Source organism: Mycobacterium sp. 134 (assembly GCF_048282715.1).
GTDB lineage: Bacteria > Actinomycetota > Actinomycetes > Mycobacteriales > Mycobacteriaceae > Mycobacterium > Mycobacterium septicum.
The window spans coordinates 3,809,888-3,823,057 of sequence record NZ_JBLVUN010000008.1 but is presented as its reverse complement, the minus strand read 5'-3'; the positions used below and the strand labels follow the sequence as shown (position 1 = coordinate 3,823,057).

General features: G+C 68.2%; 15 protein-coding genes. 5 read left to right on the top strand and 10 right to left on the bottom strand.

All coding sequences use genetic code 11. The features are described from left to right. Window positions 1-10 precede the first annotated feature (10 nt). Window positions 11-1,588 carry an alpha/beta hydrolase gene (locus ACNQVK_RS22945; RefSeq protein ID WP_418031354.1) on the bottom strand — a complete coding sequence of 526 codons (1,578 nt, stop codon included), beginning with the start codon at window positions 1,586-1,588 and terminating at the stop codon, window positions 11-13. Between the two features lie 28 nt (window positions 1,589-1,616). Then, window positions 1,617-2,387, bottom strand: a complete 771-nt coding sequence (locus tag ACNQVK_RS22940; protein WP_418031353.1) for a pyrimidine reductase family protein — start codon at window positions 2,385-2,387, stop codon at window positions 1,617-1,619. A 34-nt stretch (window positions 2,388-2,421) separates the two neighbouring features. On the opposite strand from ACNQVK_RS22940, the gene zapE reads away from it, so the two are divergent. Then, window positions 2,422-3,462, top strand: coding sequence for a cell division protein ZapE (gene zapE, locus ACNQVK_RS22935; RefSeq protein ID WP_418031352.1), 1,041 nt, complete (start codon window positions 2,422-2,424; stop codon window positions 3,460-3,462). On the opposite strand, the gene ACNQVK_RS22930 is transcribed toward zapE, so the two are convergent. The 4 genes from ACNQVK_RS22930 to ACNQVK_RS22915 are packed head-to-tail and all read right to left on the bottom strand — an operon-like array spanning window position 3,459 to window position 5,764. Beyond that, on the bottom strand, window positions 3,459-4,010 hold the full coding sequence (locus ACNQVK_RS22930) for a GNAT family N-acetyltransferase (protein ID WP_418031351.1): 552 nt from the start codon (window positions 4,008-4,010) through the stop codon (window positions 3,459-3,461). The two genes, zapE and ACNQVK_RS22930, sit on opposite strands and share 4 nt — an antisense overlap. Then, on the bottom strand, window positions 3,974-4,507 hold the full coding sequence (locus tag ACNQVK_RS22925) for a hypothetical protein (protein WP_418031350.1): 534 nt from the start codon (window positions 4,505-4,507) through the stop codon (window positions 3,974-3,976). The genes ACNQVK_RS22930 and ACNQVK_RS22925 overlap by 37 nt, the downstream gene beginning before the upstream one ends. A gap of 45 nt (window positions 4,508-4,552) precedes the next feature. Then, window positions 4,553-4,978, bottom strand: a complete 426-nt coding sequence (locus ACNQVK_RS22920; RefSeq protein WP_418031349.1) for a PPOX class F420-dependent oxidoreductase — start codon at window positions 4,976-4,978, stop codon at window positions 4,553-4,555. 39 nt (window positions 4,979-5,017) lie between these two features. Next, the gene (locus ACNQVK_RS22915) at window positions 5,018-5,764 is read right to left on the bottom strand and encodes a Clp protease N-terminal domain-containing protein (RefSeq protein ID WP_418031348.1); all 747 of its coding nucleotides are present in this window, start codon (window positions 5,762-5,764) and stop codon (window positions 5,018-5,020) included. 128 nt (window positions 5,765-5,892) lie between these two features. On the opposite strand from ACNQVK_RS22915, the gene ACNQVK_RS22910 reads away from it, so the two are divergent. Beyond that, entirely contained in the window at window positions 5,893-7,236 is a 1,344-nt protein-coding gene (locus ACNQVK_RS22910; RefSeq protein WP_418034270.1) for a sensor histidine kinase, read from the top strand. A gap of 2 nt (window positions 7,237-7,238) precedes the next feature. Here ACNQVK_RS22910 and ACNQVK_RS22905 read toward each other — a convergent pair whose 3' ends face one another. The 3 genes from ACNQVK_RS22905 to ACNQVK_RS22895 are packed head-to-tail and all read right to left on the bottom strand — an operon-like array spanning window position 7,239 to window position 9,606. Further along, complete coding sequence (locus tag ACNQVK_RS22905) at window positions 7,239-7,610, bottom strand: ArsR/SmtB family transcription factor (RefSeq protein WP_418031347.1); 372 nt, start codon at window positions 7,608-7,610, stop codon at window positions 7,239-7,241. Next, window positions 7,555-8,829, bottom strand: a complete 1,275-nt coding sequence (locus ACNQVK_RS22900; protein WP_418031346.1) for an MFS transporter — start codon at window positions 8,827-8,829, stop codon at window positions 7,555-7,557. The genes ACNQVK_RS22905 and ACNQVK_RS22900 overlap by 56 nt, the downstream gene beginning before the upstream one ends. A 42-nt stretch (window positions 8,830-8,871) precedes the next feature. Continuing rightward, window positions 8,872-9,606 carry an SDR family oxidoreductase gene (locus ACNQVK_RS22895; protein ID WP_418031345.1) on the bottom strand — a complete coding sequence of 245 codons (735 nt, stop codon included), beginning with the start codon at window positions 9,604-9,606 and terminating at the stop codon, window positions 8,872-8,874. Window positions 9,607-9,652: 46 nt separating this feature from the next. Here ACNQVK_RS22895 and ACNQVK_RS22890 point away from each other — a divergent pair, with 46 nt between their 5' ends. Further along, window positions 9,653-9,997 carry a winged helix-turn-helix transcriptional regulator gene (locus ACNQVK_RS22890; protein ID WP_418031344.1) on the top strand — a complete coding sequence of 115 codons (345 nt, stop codon included), beginning with the start codon at window positions 9,653-9,655 and terminating at the stop codon, window positions 9,995-9,997. On the opposite strand, the gene ACNQVK_RS22885 is transcribed toward ACNQVK_RS22890, so the two are convergent. Beyond that, a complete protein-coding gene (locus tag ACNQVK_RS22885) occupies window positions 9,985-10,647 on the bottom strand; it encodes a FadR/GntR family transcriptional regulator (RefSeq protein ID WP_418031343.1) in 663 nt (220 codons plus the stop codon). The two genes, ACNQVK_RS22890 and ACNQVK_RS22885, sit on opposite strands and share 13 nt — an antisense overlap. A gap of 140 nt (window positions 10,648-10,787) precedes the next feature. Here ACNQVK_RS22885 and ACNQVK_RS22880 point away from each other — a divergent pair, with 140 nt between their 5' ends. Together ACNQVK_RS22880 and ACNQVK_RS22875 are read left to right on the top strand one after the other, a co-directional pair. Continuing rightward, window positions 10,788-11,948, top strand: coding sequence for a CynX/NimT family MFS transporter (locus tag ACNQVK_RS22880; protein ID WP_418034268.1), 1,161 nt, complete (start codon window positions 10,788-10,790; stop codon window positions 11,946-11,948). 76 nt (window positions 11,949-12,024) lie between these two features. Further along, a complete protein-coding gene (locus ACNQVK_RS22875) occupies window positions 12,025-13,161 on the top strand; it encodes a TDT family transporter (protein ID WP_418031342.1) in 1,137 nt (378 codons plus the stop codon). Window positions 13,162-13,170 lie beyond the last annotated feature (9 nt).

Sequence of the window (13,170 nt, the reverse complement as noted above, 5' to 3'; positions counted from 1 at the left end):
GGGCTCCGCGTCAGGCGGGACAGTACGTGTCGGTCTCAGGCAGTTTGCCGCTGTTGAGGTAGCCCGTCAGCGGGGGCAGCGCACACGGGGTGTAGATGCTGGCGCCGTGGCCGATGCCCTGCCACATCACCCGGCGGTTGTTGGCGCCGGCGTTGATGATGGTCGCGGCGACGGCGGCGACGCCCTCGTTGCCGACGATCGGGTCGTTGTGCACACCGAGGAGCAGCACCGGAATCTTGAGGTTCTGCGGATCTTTGGGTGCGGTGCCGCTGGGCCAGTTGAGGCATTTGACGAGGTTCAGCGCGCCGACGGCGCCGAACTGCGGGTAGAGCTTGCCCCAGGCGACCACCAGTTCCCGGACGCGGTCCGGGGTGGGCCGGTTGAGTGCGTCGCTGCAGGAGTTGACGAACTGTCCGTCGGTCTGGCGCAGGTTGTCGGCCTGGGTGATCAAACCCGAGATCGGTCCGGCATCGCCTGCGCGGGCCGCGGCCAGGGCGCCGGCCAGGTTGTTGGTGGCGGCCACCCGGTCGCCTTGGGGGAAGCCCAACCCGGTGGCGATCGCGTCGGCCAGCGTGGCGACCGAGGCTCCGCCGGGTCCGCGGCCGGCGCGGGCGTCGGCCAGCAGGGCGTCGACGGCGCCCTTCGGATCGGGGGCCAGCGGGCAGTTGGTGGCCACGCACTGCGCGGCGAATGCGTCCAGGGCGGCCTGCTGGCCCTTGACCCGCTGTTCGGCCGCGGCCTCGGCACCGACCGCCAGCGGCAGCGGGGAGTCCAGGATCAGCCGCGACACCTTGTTGGGGTGTGAGCCTGCGTAGGCGAGCGCCACCTGGGCCCCGTTGCCGACGCCGAGCAGAGCCAGGGAGGGCACATCCCAGGTGCTGCGCAGCCGTTCCAGATCTTCGGCGGCGTGCGCGTTGTCGTAGGACGAGTCGCCCGGGGCGATCGTGTCGGTGCAACTGGTGGTCGCGGTCATGGTGACCGCACCGAGGTTGGCCACCGGATCGTCACCGGCCTGGAACTGCGTCTGGTCCTGCATCTCCTGGCGGTCGTAGACGTCGCGGCAATCCAGCGCGCCGGACATACCGATTCCACGCCGGTCCACCGCGACGATCGGGTGGGTCTTGAGAATGTCGGTTCCCGAGCGCGCCAACCACGTCGGCAGCTGTATCGAGGTGGGGATGTCGGATCCGGTGGTCATCACCAGGGGGCCGGCGTCGGCCGGGGTCTGCGATGACCGGGCCCGCACCACGCCGATGCTCACGGTTCCGGTGGCCCCGTTGATCGAGTCGAGATCGGCGTCGTAGGTGGCACAGTCCAGCGTCACGTCGGGAGTCGGCTGGACGCCGGCGTCGCTGAACACGCGCGGGGTGCAGTCCCGCCAGGACAGGTCATTCTTGGGCGCGTCGATGCCGGGGGCACTGGGTGGGCCCGCCGAGGTGGTCACGGGCTGTCCCTGCGGGTGGGCGCCGGAATCGGTGGCATAGCGCGGATCTGCGGCGAACAGCGGTGCGCAGGCAGTGAGCCCCAGTGACAGGACGGGCACGGCGACCGCCGACCTTCGCAGGGCTTTCACCAGCTGATGACGCATGCTGACCACAGTAGCGACAGCTTTCCCACTACCCGCGGACGTAGCGCGTGTACAGGTAGCCCTCGTCGTCGGTGAGCAGGTGCGAGGGCCGCATCCGGGTGTGGGCCTGGCCCGGACCGGTGGCGATGCGCCGGGCCACGCCGCCGACCAGGATCGGTGCCACGGTCAGGCACAACTCGTCGAGCAGGTCGTTCTCGATGAGTGTGCTCAGCAACGACGGGCCGCCCTCGGTGAGCACCCGGAAGAGCTTGCGTTCGGCGAGGATTCGCAGCGCCACCGCCGGGTCGACGCGGGTGGGGTCCGCACCGGAGGCGTCGAGTACCTCGGCGAGAGCGCCCAGCCGGTGCCGTGCGTCGGCGACGGTGTCGGTGGCGGTGAGGATCAGCGGTGCGACCTCGGTGCGGGTGAAGAACTTGGAGTTGTGGTCGAACTCGGCCGATGCGGTGATGACGGCGATCGGCGGCACCTCGGCCTGGCCACGGCGCTGGCGCTCCTGCCGCTGGGCGACCGACAGCTGCACGCCCGAGTAGTTCTCGATCCGCACTGTCGCCGCGCCCATCAGGATGACGTCGGCCGTCTGGCGCATGAGATTGAACACAGCCCGGTCACCCGGACCGGCCAGGCCGCCGGACTTGCCGTCCTCGGTGGCGCCTCCGTCCAGGCTGCTGATCATGTTGCCCCGCACCCAACATCGCTGCAGGTCATCGGGGTAGGCATAGTAGTCGGCCAGCTGGCCGTCGGCGATCTTGTCGACGTTTCCCAGCACGGTCAGGTCGGTCCCGGCGGTGTCATCGGACATGAACTGAATTGGAGCACGTCGCTACGCTGCCTCCATGCACGGGTCCAGCGGCGTCGCTCACCTCGCCGATCGTCATCCCACCGTCACGCCGGAGCGGCTGGTCGCACAGCTGGTTCCGCCGCCGACGTTCGCCGACGTCAGCTACGACAGCTACCGCCCGGACCCCGCCGAACCATCCCAGGCCGCGGCGGTGCAGTCCTGCCGCAGTTTCTGCGAACAGGCCGCGCTTCGACGGGCCGGCAAGAAGAAGTTGTTCGGCAAGCGTGAGGTCCTGCCCGGGGTCGGGCTGTACCTGGACGGCGGGTTCGGCGTCGGCAAGACCCACCTGCTGGCCTCGACCTATTACACGCTGTCTCAGGGCGAGGCGCCGACGGCGTTCGCCACGTTCGGTGAGCTGACCCAGCTCGCCGGCGTGTTCGGCTACAACGAGTGCATCGACCTGCTCTCGGAGTATGTCGTGGTGTGCATCGACGAGTTCGAACTCGACGACCCGGGCAACACGACCCTGATCTCCCGGCTGCTCTCGGCTCTGGTGGAGCGCGGGGTGTCGATCGCGGCCACCTCGAACACCCTGCCCGAACAGTTGGGTGAGGGCCGGTTCGCCGCCCAGGACTTCCTGCGTGAGATCAACACGCTGGCGCAGATCTTCACCACGGTGCGCATCGAGGGGCCCGACTACCGGCATCGTGACCTGCCGCCCGCCCCCGAGCCGCTGTCCGATGACGAGGTGGCGCAGCGCGCCGAGGGAGTCCCCGGCGCGACCCTCGACGACTTCGACGCGCTGTGTGCGCATCTGGCCACCATGCACCCGTCGCGCTATCACGCGTTGATCGAAGGCGTCACCGAGGTATTCATCACCGGGGTGCACCCGATCGAGGATCAGAGCGTGGCGCTGCGGCTGGTGGCGCTCACCGACCGGCTCTACGACGCGGGTGTCCCGGTGCTGGCATCGGGGACCAAGCTGGACACCATCTTCAGCCCGGAGATGATGGCCGGTGGGTTCCGGAAGAAGTACCTGCGGGCCACGTCGCGCCTGCTGGCCCTGACCGCCGCCGCGCAGCAGAAGACCGTCTAGACCGGGCGGACCATCACGTAGTCGTTCTCGATGCGGGTCCCGAGCCGGAAGGTCTTGGTGCCGCTGACGGTGAAACCGTTCTTGGCGTAGAAGCGCTGGGCGCGCCGGTTCTGCTGGTTGACCCCCAGCCACACGCAGCCGACACCGGATTCGGCCGCGCTGCCCAGGGCAGCGGACATCAGCGCCTGGGCCACGCCGCCCCCGTGCCGGCCGGGCAGCACATAGATCTTCGACAGCTCCAGTGCGGGCCGCTGCGGCACCGCCCGCTGGACGTCACTGTTGTCGGGGACTCCGTGAATCAGCATGGCGTAACCCGTTATCGAGTCCTCCCGCGCCACCAGCACGATCCGGTTCGGATCGGTGAGGTACTCGCCGAAGCGCTCCTCGGAAAGGGTCTCGGCGATGAAGGCGGCGATGTTGTCCGGTGTTACCGACGGGGGACAGGCCAGGGGAAAGGTGGCCGCCGCGACCGCCGCAAGTTCCGGAAGATCAGCCTCCGTGGCGAGGCGGATCAAGGCAGGGGCGCGCCCGGCTGCCACAGATTCCACTGCGCCAGGTGCTTGCCCGACTTGGTGTCGGTCAACACCACGTTGGTGACCAGTGCGCGGTAGACGTCCCAGTAGACATCGCCGTTGACGGTGGCTCCCGGGGGCGCGTTTCGCAGCGCAGCCTCGAGCCGGTTGGGCGCATCGGTGTGCTTGGGTGCGTACGCGTCGGCGTACGGGGTGACGCCGTTGAAGGTGAAGGCCAGCGCCATCGCGTACGGGCTGGGTGCCTGGATGGCGGTCACCGTGATCGGGACCCGCCACGGCCCGCCCTGGGCGCGCCATCGGGGCGAGCCGTTCCAGCCCCAGCCGGGCGGAACGTCGCTGGCGAGCACGTCGTGCACGGTGACATCGGCGACGATGCCGTTGTCGGTCTGGACGCGCAGCGTGTCACCGATGTTGCCGATCGGGGCGCTTTCGGCCGAGGCCGCCGGCGGGGCGACCAGGGCGGTAACCGCCACCACCATGGCCGTGAACATGAACGCAAACCAGCGAGGCATGCCAGGCATGATCGCACAGAGTGAAACGTGTTACAGCCGGATGGGTCAGGACACCCAGGGCCCGACGCCACCCACCTTGTCGATCCGGATGCGGGTCAACCACCCGGGCGGCGCATCCTTCGGCGGAAACGGAGCGTCGGGAGCGGCCAGCGTCTGCGCCAGCTCCTTGAGGAGTTCTGGTGCGCCGCCCTCGACGATGCGCGCGGTGCCGGTGATCGCCAGGTACGGCCGCATCACCTCGCCGACCCGCCCCGGATCGACGATCGTCACCGCGACCCGGGGGTCGCGGCGGACGTTCCGGACCTTCTTGTGCTCGGACAGATGGGCGGTGACGAGTTCGTCACCGTCGGGGGTGGACTGCAATGCCACCCAGACCAGGGTGACCTGTGGACTACCGTCAGGATTCAGCGTGACGAGCGTGGCGTCGGCGCCCGCGCCGATCAACTCGCGTGCGGCGTCATTGAGTAACACATCAGGTTCTACGGTTGCGCCGGCGCTTTCATTCCCGGTTCATTCCTCTTCGGTGTCCTGGCCTTTGGCGGTGAACGGGGCCAGGGCGGCGGCCAGTTCGGTCTCGAAACGCTGCGGGTCGGCGCCGAGCCGGTGCAGCGGTCCGTCCTCGCCTTCGGCCTCGGCCAGGGCGAGCAGGATGTGCTCGGTGCCGATGTAGTTGTGGCCGAGCCGAAGTGCTTGGCGGAAGGTCAGTTCCAGCGCCTTCTTGGCGCCCCCGTTGAACGGGATCAGTGCCGGGACCTGCTCGCTGGGCGGCGGCAGGGTGATGGCGGCCCGGGCGGTCTCGGCGGTGATGCCTTGACTCGCAAGGAGTTTGGCTGCGATTCCGTCGGGTTCGGCGAACAGTGCCAGCAACAGGTGTTCAGGGGTGATCTCGGCGTTGCCGGCCGCGTGCGCGGTGTTCTGCGAGACGACGACGACGTTGCGGGCCCGCGGGGTGAAGCGGCCGAATCCGGCGTTGGGATCGAGCGCGGCCGGGTCGAATGCGGGAACTTTCGGCACAAAGCGCTTCTGGGCGGCCTGTTTGGTGACTCCCATGGCCGTGCCGATGTCGGTCCAGGAAGCGCCCGAGCGCCGGGCCTGGTCCACGAAGTGTCCGATGAGGTGGTCGGCGATCTCGCCGAGGGCGTCCGCGGCGATCACGGCGTCGATCAACTGTTCAAGAGGTTCGGTGTGAGCCTTCTTGATCGCGCCGATGAGGTCGTCGAGACGGACGGGGTTGGTGATGGTGACGGGTTGGCTCATGCGTCAACTCTAGGTTGACGATCTGATGTCGTCAACCGCAAGTTGACGGCGATCGATCGGGCAAGATAACGCCGGTGAATCTCGAAGAGCGCGTGCTGAACCTGTTGCGGCCCGTGCTGCGGCCGGTGATGCGGGTGCTGTCGCTGCGCACCATCGTCATCGTCGGTGCGCTGTCGGTGGTCGTCACGGTCATCACGCTCGGGACCTGGGTGTGGATCGGCGTCACCAACGACCAGTACAGCCAGCTGGACCGGCGGCTGGATTCGTTGAGCAGCCTTGGTGACGTGAGCACGCTGCTCACAGCCACGAAGCAGGGTTCGGCCGACAAGCCCATGCCCGACGACGGTGGGCTGGTCCGCACCGCCCACATCGGGGGCGTCAGCGTCTCGGTGCCCAGTGACATCGTCCTGCCGCGCCTGGAGAACGGCTACGCCAACACCACGATCGACGGCGTCGAGTACCGCGTGCGGACGTTCACCGCGGGTCCGGCCAGCATCGCGCTCGGGGCGCCCTTGGCGGAGACGCAGCGCCGGATCGACGAGCTGCACCTGCGGGTCCTGCTGATCTGCGGCGGAGTCATCGGCAGCACCGTCGTGGTGGGCTGGGTGATCTCTCTGGTGATGATCACCCCGTTCCGCCTGCTGGCCCAGCAGGCCCGCGCGATCAACGCCCAGTCCAAGCCCGACGAGGTGCAGGTGCGCGGTGTGCGCGAGGCCGTGCAGATCGCCGAGGCGGTCGAGGGCATGCTCGCGCGCATCGGTAACGAGCAGGAGCGCACCAAGGCCGCGCTGGAGTCGGCCCGCGATTTCGCCGCGGTGGCCTCCCACGAACTGCGCACCCCGCTGACGGCGATGCGTACCAACCTGGAAGTGCTGTCCACCCTGGACATGACCGCCGAGCAGCGCCAGGAGGTGATCGGGGACGTACTGCGCACGCAGAGCCGCATCGAGGGCACCCTGACCGCCCTGGAACGGTTGGCTCAGGGGGAGTTGACCACGGTCGAGGATTTCGTGCCGATGGATGTCACCGAGTTGCTCGATCGCGCCGCACACGACGCGCTGCGCACGTACCCGGGCCTGCGGGCCACCCTGATGCCCTCGCCGACGGTGTTGATGCTGGGCATGCCCGCGGGTCTCCGTCTGGTGATCGACAACGCCATCGCCAACGCCGTCAAACACGGTGGCGCCACCGAGATCCGGCTCAGTGCAGTCAGTTCGGCCGACGACGTGCAGATCGTGGTCGACGACAACGGCTCCGGGGTGCCGGAGGCGGAACGGGCCGAGGTGTTCGAGCGGTTCGCCCGCGGCACCACCGCGTCGCGGTCGGGATCCGGCCTTGGCCTGGCCCTGGTCGCCCAGCAGGCCGAATTGCACGGCGGCACAGCGGCTTTGCTGGAGAGCCCGCTGGGCGGTGCGCGGCTGCTGCTACGGCTGCCGCTGACCCGGGCGCGCATGGAGGACGCCCCGTTCTAGGTTCAGGGGTGCGCGGGTTCTCCGGTGACGCGGTGATCGGCGTGGTTGAGCCCTTCCTGGACCAGGCGGCTCAAGTGTCCGTCGCGCAGCCGGTAGAAGACCCGCCGCCCGTCCTTGCGGGTTTCGACCATGCGGGCGAAACGGAGTTTTGCCAGGTGTTGACTGATCGAGGTGCGAGAGGCCCCGGTGGCCTCGGCAAGTGCGGTCACGTCGGCCTCGCCCTGGGTCAGAAGCCACAACAGGTGCAACCGGGTTCGGTCCGCCAGCATTCGGAACGTTTCGCTGGCTACGTCGAGGCGTTCGTCGTTGGGCGCGCCCTCATGGACCAGGCTGTCCTGCGGCCGAGACGACGGATTCCTGGGCTGCGCTGCCATGGAACTCCCTCCCGCGACGCGGCCAGATCACGGCCGATGCCAGTGTCGCGAGTGTAGCCAGTACGGCCAGTAGCAGGGCGGCAACAGCCTGGTTGAGCGTGGCGCCGACCCAGCCGGCTACCGGGTAGGTGAGCAGGAAACCGGCGTGCGACAGCGAGAACTGCGCGGTGAAGACCTCGGTGCGGTTCTGGACGGTCGAGTTGCGGCGCAGCAGGCGGGCTGACGGTGTGTTGACCATCGAGGTGCCTGCGCCAGTGATCGCCCACAGCGTGCACAGGGCGATCCACCCCGCGGCTCCGGACGGTCCGGCGAGGATGAATAGGGTTGTCGCGCTCAGCGCTCCGGCACAAACCGCGGCCCCGACGAGCATGGTCGTGCGGTCGGAGATCAGATTGAGCAGGCGCGGCACGGTCAATGCGACGAGCATCGAACCACCGCCGAAACACGCCAGTGCGACCGCGAGGCCGCTGTCCTGACCGTCGAGCAGGGTTCGCACGTAGATCACGGTGTTGACCACCACCAGCCCGGTGGCCGCTGCGACGACGATGTTGAGCGCCAGCAGGGCGCGCAGCTCTGGAGATGACCGCATGATGTGCGTACCGCTCAGCAGGCGGTCCCGAAAATCAGCCGGGCGCGGGGCGTGTGGATTGTCGGGGACTCGAGCCAACGAGACTGCGGTGGCCGACGACAGGAATCCGGCGACCGTGCCAAGGAACAGGGTCGGGTAGTCGACCACGGTCAGCAAGATCGCCGCGAGGACCGGACTAGCCAGAGATTCCAGGTCGTAGGCGAGACGGGACAACGACAGTGCCCTCGTGTAGGTGTGTTCTTCCGCCAGGGCTGATGCGATCACCGCCTGATACGCCGGCGTGAACGTGGCCGATGCCGCCTGTAGCAGAAATACCAGAAGGTATATCTGCCAGACGGATTCGACGAACGGTAGGCAGAGTGCGACCGCAGCTCGCAGTACATCGGTCGCGATGAGAACTGACCGTGGACGTAGTCGCGCGGTGGCGGCGGCCGTCAGGGGAGCGACGAAGACGTAGGCGGTCATCTTGATCGCCAGCGCGGTTCCCAGCACGGCTCCGGCGTTGTCGGCGGCGACGTCGAAGGCCAGCAACCCAAGGGCGACGGTCAGCAGGCCGGTGCCCAGTAGTGCCACGACCTGTGCCGCGTACAGGCGCCGGAACAGCGGAATGCGCAAGGGGTTGCTCGCCACCCCGTCAGTATGTCAATATGTGCGCATTTGCGCACCTATTGCTCAGTTGTGGGCGGCGGCGACGTAGTCGGCACCGCCGACATAGACCGTGCTGCCCGAGGGTGCCGGCTCGAGTCCGGCGCCCACGATCGCCGCGGCGAACTCCTCGATCGTGGGCAAGGTGCCGTGAATCTTCCTGGCCGACACGGCATCAGGGTCGCGACGGGCCAGTAACCGCACGATGATCGTGCCGTCGATCATGTCGCCGGACACCACGACGAACGGCACCCCGGCGTCGTCGAAACGGGGTTGCATCGCGCGCAGTGCGTCCTCGCCGGCGCGCTTGCTCGCGGCGATGGGCAGGTAGTCGGCGGGAACCGGCTGTTGTCCGTGGAAGTGTGCCTGGTGGCTGGTGACGAACACGATGCGGCCGCCCGGGCTGAGCAGTGGCAGTGTCAGCTCGGCCAGGCGGACCTGGGCATCGCGGTTGATCCGCATCGGGTAGCCGGCGTCCGCGCCGCGCTCGAGCCCGCCGGAAGCGTTGAGCACCAACAGGTCAATGCGGCCGAACGTCTGCCCGATGTGGGTGATCAGGTCGGCGGTCGCATCGGGATCGCAGAGGTCGGCGCCCGCGACGGAGCCCCGGCCGCCCGCTGCGGTGATGGCATCCACGATCGCGTTGGCCCGCTTGGCCTTCTCTCGGTAGTTGACGATCACGTGCACGCCGGCCGCGCCGAGTTGGTGGGCCACTTCGGCGCCGATCCCACGTGATGCGCCGGTGACGAGCGCGACTTTCATGACTTGCCTCCGTGCTTCTGATTTAGAACCAATATGATAGTTCTAAATGAGAAGCGCAAGTGGGCCCGAGTTTGTTCGCCGTGGTGAAGACCCGGCGAATGCGCCGATGCTGGCGGCCATGGAGCTGCTGGGTCAGCGTTGGGTGTTGCGGGTGATCTGGGAGCTCGAACCGGGGTCTCTGGGCTTCCTTGAACTACGCCGTCACATGGGCAATTGCTCGTCGAGCATGCTCTCGGAGCGGCTGCAACAACTCGTTGCCGCCGGACTGGTCGTCAAGAACGAAACCGGGGCATGGGAACTGACGGTCGCCGGTGCGGGACTGGGGGCGGCGCTGTCGGGATTGTGGGACTGGTCGGAGTCCTGGAAAGCCGGGAAGCCTCAGCAGCTCTGAGTCGGGGACCGCTCCAGGAGTTCGTCGAGGAAGCCCGCGGCCTCCCGTCCGGCGCGCTCCACGTCGCCTGCCGCGATGGCCTCCACCAACCCGTCGTGCGGAAACATTCCGCCGGGACCTGCGCTGGTCGTCGCGACGCTGGCGGTGATGGCCTCCAGCAGCCCGCGGTAGAGCTCGACGAGTACCGGATTGTGCGACGCACGCACCACGGCCAGGTGGAACTCGGTGTCGGTTCGCGTGAACTCCGCGTGGTCGGTGGTATCGGTGTGGGCCAGGTGGGCGCGTAGCTCCACCAGGTCGTCGTCGGTGCGCGCGACGGCGGCCAGGCGGGCGCCCTCCACCTCGAGGCAGCGCCGGACCTGAAGGACATCGCGCAGTTCGGATCCGCACAGCCGACGCAGGGCTGCCGATACCTCGCTCGTGGCGCGCACGTAGGTGCCGTCGCCCTGTCGTACTTCGAAGATGCCGTTGTGCGCCAGGGCCCGGATCGCCTCGCGCACGGTGTTGCGCCCGACGCCGAGCGCCTCGACCAGTTCGGGCTCGGTGGGAATCCGGCTGTCGACCGGCCATTCGCCGGAGGTGACCAGGGTGCGCAGTTGCTCGATGACCTGGTCGACCAGGCCCGTGCGTCGCGTTGTGGCGAGCGGCACTGGAAAGTCCTTTCATCCAATCATGGGATGTATGGCATCATAACCGGGTGAGTAGGACCCTGCGCAACGAATCCCGTAACGGTTACGAGCACGATCTGGAGCTCGAGCTGGACGGTGCCGTAGAGGTCCGCCCCGGGACGATGGCAGCGGGCGGAGTCCTGCTCGTCGTGGCGGTGATCTTGACCGCGCTGAACCTGCGCCCCGCCATCACCAGCATCGGACCGGTTCTCGGGGAGATGCGGGAATCGCTCGGTGCCTCGGCGGTTTGGGCCGGCGTGCTGACCACCCTGCCGGGCCTGTGCTTCGCGGCAGCCGGACTGACCGCACCGTGGTTGGCCCGCCGGATCGGGCTGGGGCGGGCGATCTCGGTCGCCCTGGTGATCCTCAGCATCGGCCTGGTCGTCCGCGTGCTGGACGGCCCGTACGTGGTGATCGGCGGAACGCTGGTGGCCACCGGAGGTATCGCGCTGGTCAACGTGCTCATCCCCGTCGTGATCAAGGGATCGTTCCCCGCCCAGATCGGCCTGATGACCGGTATCTACACCGCGGCCCTGCAGGGCGGCGGGGCGCTGGGATCTGCGGTCACCCCGCCGCTGGAGCCCCTGCTGGGCGGCTGGCGTGGGGCGCTGGGCTCCTGGGCCCTCGTGGCTGTCGTCGCGCTGCTGTTCTGGCTCGTCGGTGCCCGCGGCATCAGCCAGGCCCGCACCGAGAAAGCTGCCCCGGGTGGTTCCACGCGGTCCCTGCTGCGCAGCCCACTGGCCTGGACCATCACGTTGTTCTTCGGCTGCCAGTCGTTCCTGGCCTACATCATGATGGGCTGGCTGCCCGAGGTGTTCATCGACAACGGGGTCAGCAAGTCAGATGCCGGGCTCCTGCTCGGCCTGGTGTCGATCCTCGCGGTACCGATCAGCCTGATCGTTCCGCCGCTGGCGGCCAAGCAGAAGAACCAGAGCGGCTGGATCGTGGGGCTCGGCGTGATCGGCATGATCGGCATGATCGGCCTGCTCGTCGATCCCGGCGCGGCGCCGCTGCTGTGGAGCTTCTTCGTGGGCATCGGGATGAGCGTGTTCTCGTTGGCGCTCACCGTGATTGCGCTGCGTGCCCGCAATGCCGAGGACACCGCGCGGCTCTCCGGGATGGCGCAGGGCTTCGGCTATCTGCTGGCCGGCGTGGGGCCGTTCACGTTCGGACTGCTCCACGACATGACCGCGGGCTGGACCGCGCCGTTCGTCATGGTGCTGGCGGTCTACCTGGTGCAGATGGTGGCGGGTGCACTCGCCGGCCGTAACCGCTACGTCTGAGCCACAAGCCCGGTTTGTGACGCCACAACATTGTGGCGCCTACCGGTGATCGATCGTCGCCGCCAACATTGTTGACGTGACCACCTACGCAGCCGCCTATACAGCCGAGAGGCCGTTCCATACCGCTCTGCTGGCTGAATTGGACAGTGCGGGTTCGGCGTTCCGGCACATCACGCCGAACTGGTTCGCCTCGGTGATGGGCACCGGAATCGTCGCGACAGCCGCGGCCACCCTGCCGCTGCACGTGCCGGGTCTGCACGAATTCGCCACTGCGGTATGGATTCTCGCCGGCACCATACTGGTGGTGCTGACCGCGGCCTTCGCCACGCACTGGATCCGGCACCGCGAGCAGGCGAAAGCCTATGCCGCGCATCACGTGGTCGGCCAGTTCTACGGTGCACCGGCCATGGCGCTGCTCACCGTCGGGGCGGGGGCGCTGCTGCTGGGCCCGGCGATCATCGGGCGGTCCGCGGCGCTGGCCCTGGACGTGGTGCTGTGGACCGCCGGCACAGCATTGGGATTGGTTGTTGCTCTGTGGCTTCCGTTCACGATGATCACCCGGGAGGACCACACCGACGTGGAGGCGGTCCCGGCCTGGATGATGCCGGTGGTTTCGCCCATGGTGTCGGCCTCCACCGGCGCCTTGCTGCTGTCCCACCTCGGCCCGGGACAGGCCGGTATGACCCTTCTGGTGGCCTGCTATGCCATGTTCGGCTTGAGCCTGCTGGCCGGTCTCATCACCACGACCATGGTGTATTCGCGGCTCATGCACGGCGGCTTCAGCCAGGTGCAGGCAATTCCCACGGTGTGGATCGTGCTCGGTGTTGTCGGCCAGTCGATCACCGCGGCCAACCTGCTGGCCGCCCATGCCGGATCGGTGCTCACCGACGCGGCCACGGTCTCGGCGCTGCATGCCTTCGGCATCGTGTACGGCCTGGTGATGGGTGGATTCGGAGCGTTCGTGTTCTGCCTGGCGACCGCGCTCACGGTGCACGCCGCACGGCGCGGGTTGTCCTTCAGCCTGACCTGGTGGAGCTTCACCTTCCCGGTGGGCACCTGCGTGACGGGCGCGACCGCACTGGGCGCCGCCACCGGTGCGGTCGCCATCTCCTGGCTTGCCGTCGCGCTGTACGTGCTGCTGCTCGGCGCGTGGGCGACCGTTGCCACCAACACGGTGCGCGGGGTGCGAACCGGGCGACTGCTGCGCGGCTGACGTTGGGCG